A 16,227-nucleotide genomic window follows, 5' to 3' on the forward strand; every position below is an offset into this window, starting at 1 on the left:
AAAAATAAGGTGTAAAGGTCTATATTGCATTGTGCCGTAGAGGGTTTAGTTATTTTTCTCATTGTCCGATACCTAGAAAGTAGACGACCTATATTTATCAATTCACTGTTTGGTTATTTTGTCAATGCGTAAGTCCTAGATTTTTAAAAGTTTTTTTTAGTTATTTAGTAATGCACAAATTTAGGTGTTTGTCAAATTAATTTAGATGCGTTTACCCTGACCTTGGGGGCAGTTGATTCGGGTGGTTCTAGTCTAAAACGCGAAGCATCAACCTCCGATAAACCTAGTTGCTGAATAATTTCCGAAAATACCTCTGTCTCAATAACATCAAAAATATCTGGAAAATTGAAAACTAAATCTTTTAGCCCTTTTCCTGAAATTTGAATGCGACAGGAGAAACTATCTGGTAAACGATCAGTCCCAAGAATACCACCTTCGTCTTGAAAGCCTTTGATAATACTTCCTTGGTAAGCATGAATAAAAAATTCAAATTCGTCTTGTCTTTGGAATGCTATTTCTTCCCACTCCTCATCTGTTAACTGACGGTTGTTTATCCAGTTATGGACTCGATTGATAAAACTATCCTGATCTTCATTAGGTTGTTTCTTGGGGGAATCAGGAAGTTGTGACTTAATTCCTACGCAGGAAACTACTACATCTAAAGTGTAAATTTGATCATCTTTAACTAGATCCCAATGAGCCATTAATTCTGGCGAAAGAATGTATTGTGGTGGTTTAGTTCCGCCTATCACATCCCAGAGGTCTGCCACTTTACCAGTATTATACTCTTCTCTAATAATTTTTGCTATCTTATCTCGCAGTGTACCAAGTTCTAAATCTGCTGATGCACCAATAATGTATCCATCTTTTATTTCTGCAATTAATTGAAGTTCATAGTTTCTGAGAGCCTCTGCACCGAATGCAGTAGGGTCATTCTCTAAAATGACAAAACTTACCTCAAAAATATAAGGAAAATTCAAAACTAAGTCTTTTAGCCCATTACCCGAAATTTGAATGCAGCAGGAAAAACTATCTGGTAGTTGAGAATATTCAGGAATATCTCCATCCACAATGTTTAAAATCTCTCCCTTATAAGCTTGTATAAATTCCGTAAACTCATCTTTTCTTTGTGACTTAATTTTTTTCCATTCCTGATAATTTAAATCACGTTTTTTCGTCCAGTTTTTGAATCGTTTAGTAAAGTTTTCCTCACTTTCAGTAGCCTTTTTTCGCGGAAGATCCGACAATTGTGACTTAGTGCCTAGACAAGCAATGCCTATATCCACAGTATATATTCGTTCATCTCTAATTTGCTGCCATTGATTAAGTAGTTCTGGTGATAGAATGTACTCAGGTCGCTTGCTTCCATCAATAAAGTCCCAGATTGCTTTAACTTTCCCCCCTCCTCTCTCTGCCTTAATAAATTTTTCTATCTTTTTTTGTAGTTCGGTAAAGTCTGTATGCTCGACCGAAGCACCAATAATATACCCATTTTCTAATTCAGCGATTACCTCAATACCATATGTTTTGAGATCCTCTGCCTGAAGTGCAGTATGGTCAATCTGTAAAATAATAGGTATAGTTTTTTCTGGAAGGGGTGGCATTCCCTCTTCCTCTCTTCTTTTTTGAGTATTTTGCCAATAAGATATTAAGGAGTTCAACGAACTCTTTAATCTACTTCCATGTCCCTGGCGATCATTTTCATTTGCCGATGTTGTTGGATGCTGATTTTTTACTCCCATTGGAGTTGCAGCAATTCCTTCTTTTGCCAGCCTAAGCTGAATATGCGGAAATTTATTATAACGTTCAACCATTTAGCCCTCCCAAAACCAAAAAATTAAGTTTATGCAACCTTGATTTCTTTAATCGCTTCTTCCAAGTGTTCGTGAATCACCAGCTCCTCTCGCTCAAGAATTGCCCGTTTAGCAGCATCTTGGGCCACCCGCACGGCTTGAGCAGCAGAAAAATCTCTCATCTGAGCTATGAGCACAGGCCAGTTAATAGAGCCTACTTCCATAGCAGATAGTGTTTCTTTTAGGATAAATTCTAACTCTTTTTCTCCGGGCTTTGGTACTTCAATCAAATCATCAAATCGTCTCCACAGTGCAGTATCAAGAGATTTAGTCAGGTTTGTAGCTGCTACAATCAGACCAGAGGTGGGTTCATATTCATCCAAAATTTGAAGAAATGTATTTACCACTCGCTTAATTTCTCCTACTTCCTGATGGTCTTCTCTTGATTTAGCAATAGAGTCGCATTCATCAAGAAACAACAAACATGGATTTTTTGATGCTTCTTCAAAAACGAGCCTCAAATTACTCGCCGTTTCGCCTAAAAAAGATGATACCATTGCATCAAATCGAACTTTGAGAAGTGGTAAACCTGTATTCCAAGCTAAACGCTCTGCTCCGAGTGTCTTACCACAGCCCGGGAAACCGTACAGAAGAATTTTTTGTCTGTAGCGGAGTCCGTGATGAGCAAGCCTATCTCTTGCTGCATACTCGCGCTCAATTCGCTGGAAACGTTTTTCAATAACTTCAGGAAGCACCATGTGATGCCGCAGTTTTTTCCCTTCCTATGACAGTCACTAAAGGAAGGTTTAATCGCTTACTTGTCGGCAGTTCGCTTAAAGCTTGTCGGCTATTTGGTACTGGCGAAGCTGCTTTGCTGTTAGAGGTCGATTTCTCTTTCTGGCTCTTTTTGGTAATATTCTCTAATTGGTCGGCTAGTAGCGTGTGTCCCTTCTGGCGTTCTTCCTCAATGACTAGGTGTGTGAGTTTGTCGATCGCCTCTGTGTCGGCACTGGCGATCGCCCTAAATAATCTTTTAAGAACTTCTGCTTTCATAGCGCCTCTCACTATACTAGAGAGTACACCACTATGATACTTGATTTATTAATCAACTACTTAATTAAAATAAAGTAACTACTTAATTAAAATAAAGTAGGTGAGGGCCCTTGCGCCCCCACCTACTTTAAAGACGACGATTAATTAGTAATCGAAGTCACCGCCGCCCATGCCGCCGCCAGCGCCAGCAGCAGCACCATCCTTCGGTTCAGGCTTGTCAACGACGATGCACTCGGTTGTCAGCACCATACCAGCAATAGATGCGGCATTTTGCAGAGCAGAACGAGTCACCTTCGCAGGGTCAACGATACCAGCTTCAAACATATCGACAAACTCATTTGTCGCTGCGTTGAAACCGACGTTAAACGGCTTTTCTTTGACGCGCTCAGCAATCACAGCGCCGTTCAAACCAGCGTTTTCAGCAATCCGCTTCAGAGGAGCAGCCAGAGCCCGTGCCACAATCAAAGCACCAGTCAACTCTTCGCCCTTCAGGCTGCTGTTAGCCCACTCTTCTAATTGAGGAGTCAGGTGAGCCAAAGTTGTACCGCCACCAGGAACAATTCCTTCTTCTACAGCAGCTTTGGTAGCGTTGATCGCATCTTCAAGACGCAGTTTGCGATCCTTCATTTCTGTTTCGGTAGCCGCGCCGACTTTGATCACTGCCACGCCGCCAGCCAATTTGGCCAAACGTTCTTGCAGCTTCTCTTTGTCGTAGGAAGACTCGGTTTCGTCCATTTGACGGCGAATTTGTTCGCAGCGGGACTTGACCGCGACTTCGTTACCTTCGGCAACAATTGTCGTGCTGTCTTTGGTGATGGTGATGCGGCGGGCTTTGCCGATCATGTCGAGCTTGGTATTTTCCAGTTTCAAACCGGCGTCTTCGGTGATTAGTTGACCGCCGGTCAATACGGCGATATCTTCTAACATGGCTTTGCGCCGATCGCCAAAACCGGGTGCTTTAACAGCAGTCACATTCAACACACCGCGCAGTTTGTTGACCACGAGAGTAGCTAAAGCTTCCTTCTCAATGTCTTCTGCAATGATCAACAGCGGGCGGCCGGAACGAGCTACTTGTTCGAGCACAGGTACTAAATCCTGTACCAGAGCGATTTTCTTGTCTGTCAGCAAGATGAAGGGTTCTTCTAGAATCGCTTCCATCCGTTCGGTGTCGGTGACGAAGTAGGGAGAAATGTAGCCTTTGTCGAAGCGCATCCCTTCGGTGATTTCCAATTCGGTGGTCATAGACTTCCCTTCTTCCAGGGAAATCACGCCTTCCTTGCCCACCTTGTCCATTGCGTTAGCAATCATTTGACCGACTTCATCGTCGTTACCAGCAGAGATGGAACCGACTTGAGCGATGGCTTTGGAATCTTCTACTTGTTTGGCGTGTTCGGCAATTTTTTCTACCAAAAACGTGGTTGCTTTGTCAACACCGCGCTTGAGGGCGATCGCATTTGCACCAGCAGCTACATTCCGCAGGCCTTCTTTGACCATTGCGTGAGCCAAAACGGTAGCAGTTGTGGTACCGTCGCCTGCTGCGTCGTTGGTTTTGGAAGCAGCTTGACGAATTAGAGCAACGCCTGTATTTTCTACATGGTCTTCTAGTTCGATTTCTTTGGCGATGGTAACGCCGTCATTGACGATTTGAGGAGCTCCGAATTTCTTTTCGAGAACCACGTTACGGCCTTTGGGACCGAGGGTTACGGCCACTGCTTCGGCCAAAATGTCCATACCGCGTTCGAGGGCGCGACGTGCATTTTCGTTGTAGATAATACGCTTAGCCATAGTTTTTGGGGATTTGAGGGTTTGAGATTTTGGATTGGGGATGATGGATTTTAGTCATTTGTCCCGTGTCATTAGTTGTTTGGCGGCTTCGCTTTAAACTAATGACTGATGACTAAGGACTGATGACTAATGATTAATTAGTTAACGATCGCCAGAATGTCTTTTTCTGCTAGCAAGACGTATTCGTCAGTGCCGAGTTTGATGTCGGTGCCGGCGTATTTCGAGTAGAGAACTTTGTCGCCGACTTTGACTTCCATTTCAATGCGAGTGCCGTCGTCGTTGCGCTTGCCGGGGCCCACGGCCGCGACTTCGCCTACTTGGGGCTTTTCCTTAGCTGTGTCGGGCAGAAGGATGCCGCCGGCGGTTTTTTCTTCGCTAGCGCTTACTTTCACGAACACGCGCTCGCCTAACGGTTTAACGGTAGAAACACTCAGTGATACTGCTGCCATAAATAAATCTCCAGATTACAGATTGTCGTCAGTCAGTCGTCAGGGGTCACGATGAAAGCAACAGCGGACTACTTACAACTGACATATTAGCACTCTCGACTCCTGAGTGCTAATTTAGCTTTAGTCAGGGGCGATCGCAACTTACTTGTCAGTACGGGTTCCCGAACCGAGAATGAGTAGGAGCGAGGGAGAGGGGGAGAGAGGGAGAGAGGGAGAGGGGGAGAGAGCGGGAGAGGGGGAGAGGGGGAGAGAGGGAGAGAGCCAGACGCGAAAAAGCCCGGATTTCGACTTGTTATGCCTTTAAAACTTGCCTCTTGCTTGCCCTCAATTTCTGAATAGTAAAAAACCTACCCTTGAGACGGGAGGGAGTGGGGGCTGTGGTGATGACTTTCGATCGCTAACCAATTACTGTTGACGAATGAATAAAATGCTTGAACATAACGATGAATCTTGCAGCCAAGGCTTGAGCGCTTGCGTCCAAAGCCTGGGCATCGCTCAAATCGAGCGGCATATTTTTATCTGTGCCGACCAAACCGTGCCCAAGTGCTGCTCGCGGGAAACCAGTCTGGAGGCTTGGAATTACTTAAAAAAACGCTTGCAAGAATTGGGGTTGGACAAGCCAAGTGCCTTACGACCAACCTGTGTCTTTCGCACCAAAGCCAATTGCCTGCGAGTGTGCGCGTCGGGCCCGATTATGGTAGTCTATCCAGACGGAGTGTGGTACCGCGACGTTACTCCCCCCGTCATAGAGAGAATTATTCAGGAACATCTCCTCAACTCAAAGGTAGTTCAAGAATACGCTTTCTTGACTCATCCTTTGCCTGTACCTCAAAAGGCCGAGCCAAACATTTAATGAGAGCGCTGTTAAAGTACAGGGTTATAATTAAAGGTTAAGTTTAAGGTTAAGGGTGAGAAATTTAGATTGTTGACCGCCCGGGCGATCGCACTTGCTACAGATAAAAAAACTGTAGTTAGGTTTTCTTGGTAGTCGGGCTTCGCTTGTCCCTGGTGTTGCTCAAAAGGTACGCCCAAAAAAATCGATCGGAGAAAGTGTGAAATTTTGTGCAAAAGTTTCTCAGTGCCAGACACTAAGCAGTTTGCCAAACTAGACTAGAAACAGTTAAATACGTAAGTAGGGAGTCTGCTTAAATTTCTCTATATCAGAAGTATCATTTTAAACTGGGGCATCAACCTGCAATTAAACCGATCGAGATTAAATATTTAACTTTGGCTCTGCCAGGGAGTCTCCAATCAATCAAGACCGATAGTGACGACGGGCGATGTTCGTCCATTAGACATCTGCAATAATTCTGGTGGGGCAAGCAGGATGCCTGCCATTGACCAGCTTTTCTGAAGATGTCCCTTATAGGTTTTGGCTCCGTTCCTAGTCGCCAGACATTTACAAACGGGCGTCGATAACTGGTTGGGAAGCGGTAACACCCGCCCCGCTTTCCCCTGAGGGCCATCCTTTCACCCGACGGCAGTCCTCCACCCCCAGCCGGGTGGTGGCGCAATGACGGAAAAAACACGAGTGAAAAAAAGGAAGCGGGATACTTTAGCGGGAATAAACATGACAAAAGACAATAATTCAGGAGATCAAAAACGGCTGATGCTGGTTGACGACGACCCGAACTTGATCTTGCTAGTCAAGGATTACTTGGAGTTTCGGGGTTACAACGTCATTACAGCAGAAAACGGCAGAGACGCTCTAGAAAAACTCGAACAAGAAGTCCCCGATTTGATCATCTGCGATGTGATGATGCCGGAAATGGACGGGTACACTTTAGTCAAATACATCAGAGAAGACCCGCGCACGAACTGGATTCCGGTTCTTTTCTTGTCCGCCAAAGGTCAAAGTTCAGACCGAGTAAAAGGCTTGAGCACAGGGGCAGACGTTTATATAGTCAAGCCTTTTGAACCAGAAGAACTGGTAGCCCAAGTAGAATCTTCTCTGAAAGCAGCATCCCGCTTGATTGGCCACTCAAATCCAGGTATTGACAGCGGCCCAAAAATAAAGGCGCGCCGCAATGTCGAATTGACTCCCACTGAGTTAAAGGTGGTACAGTTGCTAGCGCAGGGTATGGCAAACCGCCAGATCGCAGACGTGATGAATGTCAGCCAGCGCACTATAGAGAGCCACGTCAGCAATATGCTGGGCAAAACAGGTCTGCACAACCGGACAGAGTTAGCTCGCTGGGCCCTTGAAAGCAAAAAGGCTTGAGCTGAGGTACTCTGCGCTATGAAATCAGGGGAGCAAAAGCGAGTGCTATGCGCGAAGGTATGCCTGAAGAGGCGGTAGGGCCCTGCCCGGCGGTAGTTTGAAGCCCGATTAACCTTGACACGGCAGCCGGTATTGAGTTACAGGGCGTCTGGTTTGTGAGAGCCAGTCGATCGAATGCAAGCAGGGTTAAAAGAGCCCTATGGCGGTAGAGCCGAAAATATGAAATACTGGGGGGATGGAGTTTTCTGAAGTCTAATCTATTGCCTCGGTTAGCTCCATGTTGCTAAAATGTGATATTTAGATTAACTTCTTTCTACAATTATTAGGTCTAAGTTTCTATGACAAACTTAATGAACCGCCTTTCTATTTTTGTGGACGGGAACAATATGTTCTACGCTCAACAAAAGAACGGTTGGTTTTTTGATCCTCGCAGGGTGCTCGAATATTTCAAAACTTCGCAGCCGAATGTCATCTTGATCAATGCTTTCTGGTATACGGGTCTGAAAGACCCCCAAGATCAAAGGGGATTTCGAGATGCCTTGATAAGTCTGGGTTACACGGTTCGTACTAAGATTCTTAAGGAATATTACGACGATGCTTCGGGCAGATATTCTCAAAAGGCTAATTTAGACATTGAGATTGTGGTTGATATGTTTAATACGGTGGATCAGTACGACCAAGTTGTGCTTTTTAGCGGAGATGGGGATTTTGAGCGGGCGATCGAGCTGCTGCGCTCGAAAAATACTCATATTACTGTGGTATCAACCGAAGGAATGATTGCTAGAGAGTTACGAAATGCTACAGATAGGTATATAGACCTAAATGAAATTAGGGAACATATTGAGAAGATGGATTATTAGTCAGTTGTTAGTTGTCAGTTGTTAGTTGTCAGTTGTCAGTAGTTATTAGTTATTAGTTATTAGTTAGTAGTTATTAATTATTGGCATGAGGCGCGTGACAGCAGGCGAAAAACCAAGAAAAACGAACAAGTAAAATTCAGCAAAACACTTTTTGAACACTATGAAAACTCAACCAAGTCAAGACCGGATAATTATTTTTGATACGACTTTGCGCGACGGAGAACAATCTCCGGGTGCATCTCTGAATGGGGATGAAAAGCTGACGATCGCTCGCCAGTTAGCGAGATTGGGGGTGGATGTGATTGAAGCGGGTTTCCCTTTCACCAGCCCGGGAGATTTCGAGGCAGTCCAAAAAATAGCCCGCTCGGTGGGCACGGAAGATGGGCCGACAATTTGCGGTTTAGCAAGGGCGAGAAAGCAGGATATTAAAACAGCAGCAGAGGCTCTGAAACCAGCAGCAAATGCGCGAATTCATACGTTTCTGGCTACGTCTGATATTCACTTGGAGCATAAGCTGAAAAAGACGCGGGCTGAGGTTCTGGAAATAGTGCCGGAAATGGTGGCTTACGCTAAGTCTTTTGTGGATGATGTGGAGTTTTCGCCGGAAGATGCTTGTCGTTCGGAACCGGAGTTTTTGTATCAGGTTCTGGAAAGGGCGATCGCAGCCGGTGCGACTACTGTCAATATTCCCGATACTGTAGGCTACACGACTCCGAGCGAGTTTGGGGCTTTGATTCGGGGAATTAAGGAAAATGTGCCGAATATCGATCGCGCAATTATTTCGGTTCACGGCCACAATGACTTAGGATTGGCTGTTGCTAACTTTTTGGAAGCTGTGAAAAATGGCGCCCGACAGTTAGAATGCACTATTAACGGGATTGGCGAACGGGCGGGAAATGCAGCTCTGGAAGAGTTGGTAATGGCGCTTTACGTGCGGCGCCAATATTATAATCCGTTCTTGGGCAGGGCTGCGGATTCTGAGGAACCGCTGACAAATATTGACTCGCGCCAAATTTACAAAACTTCCCGCTTGGTTTCCAATTTGACGGGGATGTTGGTGCAGCCAAATAAGGCGATTGTCGGGGCAAATGCTTTCGCTCACGAGTCGGGAATTCACCAAGACGGAGTGCTCAAAAATAAGCGGACATACGAGATTATGGACGCTGAGTCGATCGGCTTAACTGAAAATCAAATTGTGCTGGGTAAATTGTCGGGGCGCCACGCTTTCCACACTCGCTTGAAAGAGTTGGGTTTTCAAATGGCCGACGATGAGCTAAATAAGGCTTTTGTCAAGTTCAAAGATTTAGCGGACAAGAAAAAAGAGATTACTGATTGGGATTTAGAGGCGATCGCCAATAACGAAGTGCACCAAGCACCCGAACTTTTCCGGTTAGAATTGGTGCAAGTTTCCTGCGGCGACAAATCTCGCCCGACAGCAACTGTCACTGTGCGGAATCCGGCGGGCGAAGAATTGACCGATGCTGCGATCGGCACCGGGCCTGTGGATGCAGTTTACAGGGCAATTAACCGGGTGGTAAACGTACCCAACGAGTTGATCGAGTTTTCTGTACAGTCGGTGACAGCGGGAATAGATGCGATCGGCGAAGTAACAATTCGCTTGCGCCACGAAGGGAAAGTATTTTCCGGTCACTCAGCAAATACCGACATTATCGTAGCCTCTGCCGAAGCATACATCAGCGCTTTAAATCGGCTGTATCAAGCATTGCAGCATAGTGCTGAAGAAAAATCCTCCGAAAAACCAACTCCGATCGAAAATCAAGTTGTTGCAGAAGCACAGCGCTGATAAATTTACTGTCAGCCATTTTTCTTGAAACCAACCGCAGACGAACGCACATAACAGCAGATATATCTAAATAAATCTGCGTTAATCCGCGTTCATCTGCGGTTAAAAATTAAAATCTTTTTTAGCAACAACAAACCGTAAAAAATGCAAGACGAAACTTTAAAAAAAGAGCGACAATTCCACGATGCTTGGGCATCCACAATCGATATTGACGGCATTCGAGTCAATGATTACTTTGAAGCTTGTACCGCCCCAGAAAATAGATTTATCGTCCAGCAAATGGGCGATATTACAGGCAAACGCCTCTTAGATTTAGGCTGCGGCGCGGGAGAAAACAGCGTTTATTTTGCTAAAAAAGGCGCGCATTGTGTGGCGGCGGACTATTCTCAGGGCATGGTAGAAGTTGCTCTGAAATTGGCCGAGAAAAACGGCGTCAAAATAGAGGGCTGCACTGTAAATGCAATGGCTATGGATTTCCCGGACAACAGTTTTGATATTGTTTACGCTTCTAATTTGCTACACCATTTGCCGGAACCCGAAAAGGCAATTCGCGAAATGCACCGCGTGCTGAAGCCTGGGGGAAAAGCTTGTTTTTGGGACCCGATGAAGCACAATCCGGTGATTAATGTTTACCGCAGGATGGCTACTGAGGTGCGGACGGAGGATGAAACTCCTTTGGATATTAATATTGTGAATTTTGTCAAGTCTTTGTTTTTGGAGACGGCTTATGATACGTTTTGGCTCACATCGCTTTGGATTTTTTTGCGCTTTTATTTGATCGAAAAAGTGCATCCAAATGAGGAGCGTTATTGGAAAAAGATTATCATTGAACAAGAGAGATTGAAACCGGAATACTCTCGGTTAGAAGAGTTGGATGGATTTTTGAAAAAGTTGCCTTTGATGAAGCGCTTGGCTTGGAATTTGGCTGTGGTGGCAACGAAGTAATTAAAAGAAGTACAATAAGTCAAAGCATTTAATTAAGAGGCTAATTATGCCAGAAACTATTACTGCTATCTACGAAAACGGGGTTTTGCGTCCCCTGACTCCTTTGTCATTGAATGATGGGGAAACTGTGGAAATCACAATTGTAGCGGAAGTTTCCCAGGAAGAAGTCAGGGGCGATCGCGAAAAAGCGATTAAGTTGATGGATGTACGAGGATTGGTGCGTTTGCCAAAGAAACAGGGTAAGCTCGATCGAGCGGAATTAATCAAGCGCGCGCAGCAGTGGCGCGAATTGATGAAAAAAATGGAATCGCTACCAGGTAAGCCTCTCTCAGAAATCGTTATCGAGGATCGCGGCCCGTGGTAAATGCTTATTTTCTGGATACTAGCGCTTTAGTCAAACGATACGTGCCTGAAATAGGCAGTGACTGGATTTTATCGATTACCGATCCTGCTACAAACAGCGATTTAGTTATTAGCCAGATTACTTGGGTGGAGGTACATAGCGCTTTTGCACGCCGTCTGCGGGATGGAAGTTTGTCTGCGGAGCGTTTTGATTTAATTGGGCAAAAAGTTAGGGAGGATTTTGAAAATGAATACCGAGTCATAGATGTCGATCGAACTTTGATAGAAACAGCCACCGAATTGGTGATGCAACATCCGCTGCGCGCTTATGATTCTGTACAGTTAGCCTCGGCTTTGCGCTTTCAATCTACTACTCTCCTTTCCCAGCCTGAAACTCGGCTGATTTTTGTTTCGGCGAACAACCGATTGCTGGATATTGCTCAGTCGGAAGGGTTGGCGACGGATAATCCTAATAATTATCCGTAATCAAGCTGTTTGTAGTGAGGAATGTAAGTCATCATAAAAAATTGAGGACTTGCATTCCTCATTACAAACTAATTTTAGTGCGATCGTTATTTAGAGAATTTCTTTCAAAGTTTTAACTAAGATTTGATTCTGTTCCTCCGTACCTACACTAATCCGCAATTTGTCTTCCAATCGCGGCTGATTGAAGTATCGAATCAATATTCCCCGTACTTTCAGTGTTTGATAAATTCTTTCTGCATCGCCGTTTGGTGGCCTAACTAACAAAAAGTTGGTTTGCGAGGGCCAAACTTCAAAGCCTAATTCCTGGAAACTAACGGCTAGTTTTGCTCGCGAAGCCTTAATCTTTTCGGCGTTGGCTATTTTGTGCTCTTGATCTGCGATCGCAGCCGCCCCCACTGTATATGCTAAAGCATCCACATTATAGCTGTCTTTGATTTTATTTAATTCTGCCAGCAGCGCCGGATTTGCTATGCCAAAACCCAGCCTCAATCCTGCTAGAGAATAACCTTTGGAAAGCGTCCTCAAAACTATAACATTACTGTACTTTTTTGTCAAGTTCAAAGCATTTTCTACGGCGAAATCTACATAAGCTTCGTCGATGACAAGAATGCCAGATAACTCTTTAGCCAGCTTCTCCAAATCGGCAACAGATATGGCTGTTCCCGATGGACTGTTTGGCGAAGCTACAAAGGTCACTGCACCCTGGGCTGCTATTAGCAAATCGACTGGTAACTTGTAGTCGTCGGGATAAGGAACTTCAACAAATTCTGCATCTTGAATTTCTGCCAAAGTGCGGTACAATACATAGGTTGGCGCGGGACAAACAATCTGTTTCCCAGATTCGCCCACAGCGCGAACTATCAAGTTTAATAAATCGTCGCTACCGTTACCTACAACAATCCAATCGTCAGCAACTCCCAAAACTTGACTAGCAGCAATGCGGAAAACTTTGCCAGTTGGATCTGGATAGCGCCGCAGCATTTCTCCGTCTATTTCCTGAAGCACTTTTAAGGCTTTGGGAGAAGGCGGATAGGGATTTTCATTAGAATTTAGTTTAATAATTTTTGTGCCTAGCGGTGGCTGTTCCCCCGGCACATAGCCAGACATTTCGTGGATGCTTTTGCGAAAGTAATTCATCTATTAATTGAGTTTTGTGGAACGGGCATCTTGCCCGTTCTTGATAATGGCGCAAGATATCAAGTTAAAAAGATTATATCAAACAATTAGTGACTATCCGCGTTATACCCAAATCAATTAACTTTTTCATATCCGCTCGATCGTCCACCGTCCAGGCTACAATGTCAACTCCCTGACTCCGGCTTTCTTGAATTAGTGCGGGGTTTTCCAGCAACACGCGATACAGACTGCTAATCAAATTATCCCGATGCGCCACAGCTTGAGCAAATTGAGTTTTGTATGCTTCTAGATTAGCAACAATGTGTCCGATCGCCAAATCGCCAGATAGTCGCCGCACTTGTTCCAGAAATCCATCGTTAAAGGAAGTAATAACGCATTTGTGCTGGATATCTGCGCCCTTCAAAGTATTGACAAAAGCCGCGACATCTGCATCAGACCACTCGCAGTGAGGTTTGACATCAAAGTAAAGAAATTTGTCAACATTTTTGAGGATAGCTAATGATTCTTTTAAGGTAGAAATTTTTTCTTGTGAAAATTCATCGCTAAACCATTTTCCCGCATTAAGTGTCTGCAATTCAGACAGAGTTTTTTCCCTAACTTTGCCAGAAACTCCAGTGATTCTATCTAATGTTGCGTCGTGAAAAATCACTGGTACGTTGTCGGCGGATAGCTGGATGTCAAATTCGATCGAATGAGCTCCGCGGGCGATCGCCAGTTCAAAAGCTGCTAAAGTATTCTCGGGGGCGATCGCCGAAAATCCCCGATGTGCGATAATTTCTAAATTCACTGTCTTGTGCCCTCTAAAAAATCTGCCACAGTTTGATTAAAAGTTTCCGGTTGAGTCAAAAAAGACCAGTGATTCCCCGGTACTTTTGCAACAGTAAGATTTTTCAAGTATCTATTGTATGGCTGCATTTGCCAAGCCATGCGATTTACGCCTTTTTCCGGCTGTACAAACAAAGTCTGGATCTCAATATTTTCAGTTAAGCCAGCAACTTTCATCACTTCTGCAAATATCTGATTTCTGGCTGCAATCCCAAATTTACTGCCCCAACTTCCGTCAGATTTTTGTTCGATTTGCTGTTGGAATACCATTTTCTGCACATCACTCCAATCTGCGTATTCTCCCGATTGTTTTGCTGCTGCTTCTGCTTGGGATAAAGTCGCAAACGGCCCCACACATTTGAGACAGTCTAATTTTCGGTAAACAATTGGCAGGGTGAGTTTCATCGCGGCGGGCAGTTTGGTGATGAAGATGGGGTCTACTAAAATCATACTGCAAAAGCGAGCCGGATTTTGCCTCGCCCAAATAGGTGCTAGTTTGCCCATCCAAGAATGTCCTAAAATGTGGGCGTCTGGCCAGTTGAGATGTGCCATCAAAGCTTCTAAATCTGCGATCGCACTTTCAAAAGTATAGCCTGTTTTCGGTTTGCTACTTTCTCCGTGACCGCGCATATCGGGCGCTACAATATGATAGCGGTTGGACAAGTAATTGCCCAAGCTAGTCCAGACATACCCACTATCTGCTAAACCGTGCAGCAGCAGCAAACGCGGAACTTTTTCTTTCCCTGTTTCTGGCTGCCATTCTAGGTAGGAAAGTTCGATGTCTGGTAAGTGCAAAATATTACGAGTGGGCATAATTAGGGTATTTTATAGTTGGATTAATTTGATTTAACTTTTTTATGAACAGGCAAGATGCCTGTTCCACAAAGAGTGAATTTTATTGTAAGGTTTTCCTCAATAGGCTTCTCGGTTTTTTTCACAAAGAAGAAATCTTCTTGTGGGGTGGGCTTCTAGCCCGCCCTTATGACCTAACCTTTGCCCTTCAGACGCAACAAAATAAACTGAGTTTTCTGCGCTTCATCAAAATTGTCGTCACTGACCAAAACTACACTTTTGCTGCCATCAGGCAACGGCGGCCCGAGGGTCATTCCCTCTAAATTGTACAGCGGAATCCCGAGTTCGCTTAAGTCTAGCAACAACTTTTTCTTAACAGGTTCGACCATTGTCACTTGCCCTTTAAAACTTTGGATTCTTGAAGTATCTGTAGCCGCCCCAACCGCTACTTGATAAATCCTAGCGCTGTATCCCGACAGCCCAAAAGAACGTTCTAAACTCAGAAACTGACCGCCACCGACAGTTACTAATTCTGTTAAACCGTTCAAAATAGTCATGGGAACTTGGTCGAGATTGTAAAGATTTTCTGATACTAATTGCGGCGTTTTATCTACAATGATATAATGTAAAAAACGGAGTTTGCTTGCCTGTTCCGGGTCTAAATCTTGCATTAACGGCGCTTCCGTAGCTGCGAACAAACGAAACGGATCGAGACCGCCCGGACTAAAGGTTTCTGGGTCAATGCTTAAAGATTCAAAACCTAAATTTTCCCGCACTCCTTGCTGCTGCTTTTCATCGCTGGCATCGGGAATGTAGCGTTTGGGAATCGGCAAATTTCCCAGCAATTTCCCGGTTTTGAGGTCAAACTCTCCTACAAAAGGAGGAATGCCAGCATGAGTGACGCCTTCGCTGGCGACAAATACTGAATTGCGGGGAGAAAGGGCGATGGCTTCGGGATTGATGGAACCCCAAGAGAAGGTTTCACCGTCTGCTTTTTTGAGGGAGGTAACGCCTTCAACGGCAACTTTTTTCAGGCGAATATTTGCTGGATCGCTCGATGTGAGGTCGAGTCTGAGACTGTAAAATCTGGCTTCTCCGTTTTCGCTGGGGTCGTCGGAAAGAGCGTAAAAGCGATAAGCTTTGGAAGTGACAGTGCTAATACCTTTGGGGTCGTAGGTAATTCCTGACAAACCGCCGACTGGCGATCCTTCAAAATTGGTTTTTGGCAATTCGTACTCGCCCAAAAATTCTAGGGACATTTCTGGAAAAGAGCGGTCTCTAGCAACTGCGGGAGGGGGGGCGCAAGCTGTGCAAACAGTTAAGAGAATTAGGGCTAGACTAAATAAGCGTAAAATGCGTTGGCGAAGCCCTCGAAGAGGATCGCCCAGCGTGTTTAACTGAAAATAATTGCTCAGTACGGTAACTTGTATTTTGTTGCTCTTGTTGAACTGTTTGCTTTTGTGCCATCTTTGTGACATAATTTATACCGTTTTGTAGATATGCAAAACTTGATGTTTCGAGAAGGAATGCCGAATCGCGGCAACCAAATTTTGAGAGTCAGTAACGAGCGGGCTAAAGCCACTGAGCTTGTAAGAGAAATCAAGCAAGCTGTATTGACCAGCCTAAGTCTTCACTGACTACGTTATTGGGGTCATAACACCGGAAAATGCGACGCTAGTTTTGGGCTCTGTTGTTTACAGTTAAACAGTCTTAAAGTCACTCTCGACAGTGCTGT

Annotated in this window: 16 protein-coding genes; 7 read left to right on the top strand and 9 right to left on the bottom strand. The window is 44.8% G+C overall.

Annotated elements, in window-relative coordinates:
* Positions 1 to 191 precede the first annotated feature (191 nt).
* The 5 genes from ACUVJL_RS32630 to groES form a co-directional block, all read right to left on the bottom strand.
* The gene (locus ACUVJL_RS32630) at positions 192 to 1,814 is read right to left on the bottom strand and encodes a hypothetical protein (RefSeq protein ID WP_445249622.1); all 1,623 of its coding nucleotides are present in this window, start codon (positions 1,812 to 1,814) and stop codon (positions 192 to 194) included.
* Between the two features lie 29 nt (positions 1,815 to 1,843).
* The gene (locus tag ACUVJL_RS32635; RefSeq protein WP_445249623.1) at positions 1,844 to 2,551 is read right to left on the bottom strand and encodes an ATP-binding protein; all 708 of its coding nucleotides are present in this window, start codon (positions 2,549 to 2,551) and stop codon (positions 1,844 to 1,846) included.
* A complete protein-coding gene (locus ACUVJL_RS32640; RefSeq protein ID WP_445249624.1) occupies positions 2,538 to 2,846 on the bottom strand; it encodes a hypothetical protein in 309 nt (102 codons plus the stop codon). The genes ACUVJL_RS32635 and ACUVJL_RS32640 overlap by 14 nt, the downstream gene beginning before the upstream one ends.
* A 144-nt stretch (positions 2,847 to 2,990) precedes the next feature.
* Positions 2,991 to 4,631 (bottom strand): chaperonin GroEL, encoded by a 1,641-nt coding sequence (gene groL / locus ACUVJL_RS32645; RefSeq protein WP_333301489.1) that lies wholly within the window; start codon positions 4,629 to 4,631, stop codon positions 2,991 to 2,993.
* Between the two features lie 137 nt (positions 4,632 to 4,768).
* The gene (groES, locus tag ACUVJL_RS32650) at positions 4,769 to 5,080 is read right to left on the bottom strand and encodes a co-chaperone GroES (RefSeq protein WP_332945088.1); all 312 of its coding nucleotides are present in this window, start codon (positions 5,078 to 5,080) and stop codon (positions 4,769 to 4,771) included.
* 427 nt (positions 5,081 to 5,507) lie between these two features.
* Between groES and ACUVJL_RS32655 the strand changes: the two genes are divergently transcribed.
* The 7 genes from ACUVJL_RS32655 to ACUVJL_RS32685 all read left to right on the top strand — a co-directional run bounded on the left by ACUVJL_RS32655 (position 5,508) and on the right by ACUVJL_RS32685 (position 11,738).
* The gene (locus ACUVJL_RS32655; protein ID WP_445249625.1) at positions 5,508 to 5,933 is read left to right on the top strand and encodes a (2Fe-2S) ferredoxin domain-containing protein; all 426 of its coding nucleotides are present in this window, start codon (positions 5,508 to 5,510) and stop codon (positions 5,931 to 5,933) included.
* Between the two features lie 717 nt (positions 5,934 to 6,650).
* Entirely contained in the window at positions 6,651 to 7,301 is a 651-nt protein-coding gene (locus ACUVJL_RS32660; RefSeq protein WP_445249633.1) for a response regulator transcription factor, read from the top strand.
* Between the two features lie 338 nt (positions 7,302 to 7,639).
* Entirely contained in the window at positions 7,640 to 8,161 is a 522-nt protein-coding gene (locus tag ACUVJL_RS32665; RefSeq protein ID WP_006633075.1) for a LabA-like NYN domain-containing protein, read from the top strand.
* Between the two features lie 160 nt (positions 8,162 to 8,321).
* Entirely contained in the window at positions 8,322 to 9,965 is a 1,644-nt protein-coding gene (locus ACUVJL_RS32670) for a 2-isopropylmalate synthase (protein WP_445249634.1), read from the top strand.
* A 144-nt stretch (positions 9,966 to 10,109) separates the two neighbouring features.
* Positions 10,110 to 10,910, top strand: a complete 801-nt coding sequence (locus ACUVJL_RS32675; RefSeq protein ID WP_445249626.1) for a class I SAM-dependent methyltransferase — start codon at positions 10,110 to 10,112, stop codon at positions 10,908 to 10,910.
* A gap of 46 nt (positions 10,911 to 10,956) precedes the next feature.
* Positions 10,957 to 11,274: an antitoxin family protein gene (locus tag ACUVJL_RS32680; protein WP_445249627.1), complete on the top strand. Its 318-nt coding sequence runs from the start codon at positions 10,957 to 10,959 to the stop codon at positions 11,272 to 11,274.
* The gene (locus tag ACUVJL_RS32685; protein WP_445249628.1) at positions 11,268 to 11,738 is read left to right on the top strand and encodes a type II toxin-antitoxin system VapC family toxin; all 471 of its coding nucleotides are present in this window, start codon (positions 11,268 to 11,270) and stop codon (positions 11,736 to 11,738) included. Before ACUVJL_RS32680 ends, ACUVJL_RS32685 begins: the two co-directional genes overlap by 7 nt.
* A gap of 90 nt (positions 11,739 to 11,828) precedes the next feature.
* Here the strand turns inward: ACUVJL_RS32685 and hisC are convergent, their stop codons facing one another.
* The 4 genes from hisC to ACUVJL_RS32705 form a co-directional block, all read right to left on the bottom strand.
* Positions 11,829 to 12,875, bottom strand: a complete 1,047-nt coding sequence (hisC, locus tag ACUVJL_RS32690; protein WP_445249629.1) for a histidinol-phosphate transaminase — start codon at positions 12,873 to 12,875, stop codon at positions 11,829 to 11,831.
* Positions 12,876 to 12,948: 73 nt separating this feature from the next.
* On the bottom strand, positions 12,949 to 13,662 hold the full coding sequence (locus ACUVJL_RS32695) for a glycerophosphodiester phosphodiesterase (RefSeq protein WP_445249630.1): 714 nt from the start codon (positions 13,660 to 13,662) through the stop codon (positions 12,949 to 12,951).
* A complete protein-coding gene (locus ACUVJL_RS32700; RefSeq protein ID WP_445249631.1) occupies positions 13,659 to 14,513 on the bottom strand; it encodes an alpha/beta fold hydrolase in 855 nt (284 codons plus the stop codon). The genes ACUVJL_RS32695 and ACUVJL_RS32700 overlap by 4 nt, the downstream gene beginning before the upstream one ends.
* Before the next feature lie 173 nt (positions 14,514 to 14,686).
* The gene (locus ACUVJL_RS32705) at positions 14,687 to 15,970 is read right to left on the bottom strand and encodes an esterase-like activity of phytase family protein (protein WP_445249632.1); all 1,284 of its coding nucleotides are present in this window, start codon (positions 15,968 to 15,970) and stop codon (positions 14,687 to 14,689) included.
* Positions 15,971 to 16,227: the final 257 nt, after the last annotated feature.

Source organism: Microcoleus sp. OTE_8_concoct_300 (assembly GCF_031383065.1).
GTDB lineage: Bacteria > Cyanobacteriota > Cyanobacteriia > Cyanobacteriales > Microcoleaceae > Microcoleus.

Coding starts and splice junctions, on each gene's coding strand:
- ACUVJL_RS32675 (WP_445249626.1), top strand. CDS start 10,110: ATGCAAGACGAAACTTTAAAAAAAGAGCGACAATTCCACGATGCTTGG.
- ACUVJL_RS32630 (WP_445249622.1), bottom strand. CDS start 1,814: ATGGTTGAACGTTATAATAAATTTCCGCATATTCAGCTTAGGCTGGCA.
- ACUVJL_RS32680 (WP_445249627.1), top strand. CDS start 10,957: ATGCCAGAAACTATTACTGCTATCTACGAAAACGGGGTTTTGCGTCCC.
- ACUVJL_RS32635 (WP_445249623.1), bottom strand. CDS start 2,551: ATGGTGCTTCCTGAAGTTATTGAAAAACGTTTCCAGCGAATTGAGCGC.
- ACUVJL_RS32660 (WP_445249633.1), top strand. CDS start 6,651: ATGACAAAAGACAATAATTCAGGAGATCAAAAACGGCTGATGCTGGTT.
- ACUVJL_RS32705 (WP_445249632.1), bottom strand. CDS start 15,970: ATGTCACAAAGATGGCACAAAAGCAAACAGTTCAACAAGAGCAACAAA.
- ACUVJL_RS32640 (WP_445249624.1), bottom strand. CDS start 2,846: ATGAAAGCAGAAGTTCTTAAAAGATTATTTAGGGCGATCGCCAGTGCC.
- groL (WP_333301489.1), bottom strand. CDS start 4,631: ATGGCTAAGCGTATTATCTACAACGAAAATGCACGTCGCGCCCTCGAA.
- ACUVJL_RS32700 (WP_445249631.1), bottom strand. CDS start 14,513: ATGCCCACTCGTAATATTTTGCACTTACCAGACATCGAACTTTCCTAC.
- ACUVJL_RS32670 (WP_445249634.1), top strand. CDS start 8,322: ATGAAAACTCAACCAAGTCAAGACCGGATAATTATTTTTGATACGACT.
- ACUVJL_RS32655 (WP_445249625.1), top strand. CDS start 5,508: ATGCTTGAACATAACGATGAATCTTGCAGCCAAGGCTTGAGCGCTTGC.
- groES (WP_332945088.1), bottom strand. CDS start 5,080: ATGGCAGCAGTATCACTGAGTGTTTCTACCGTTAAACCGTTAGGCGAG.
- ACUVJL_RS32665 (WP_006633075.1), top strand. CDS start 7,640: ATGACAAACTTAATGAACCGCCTTTCTATTTTTGTGGACGGGAACAAT.
- hisC (WP_445249629.1), bottom strand. CDS start 12,875: ATGAATTACTTTCGCAAAAGCATCCACGAAATGTCTGGCTATGTGCCG.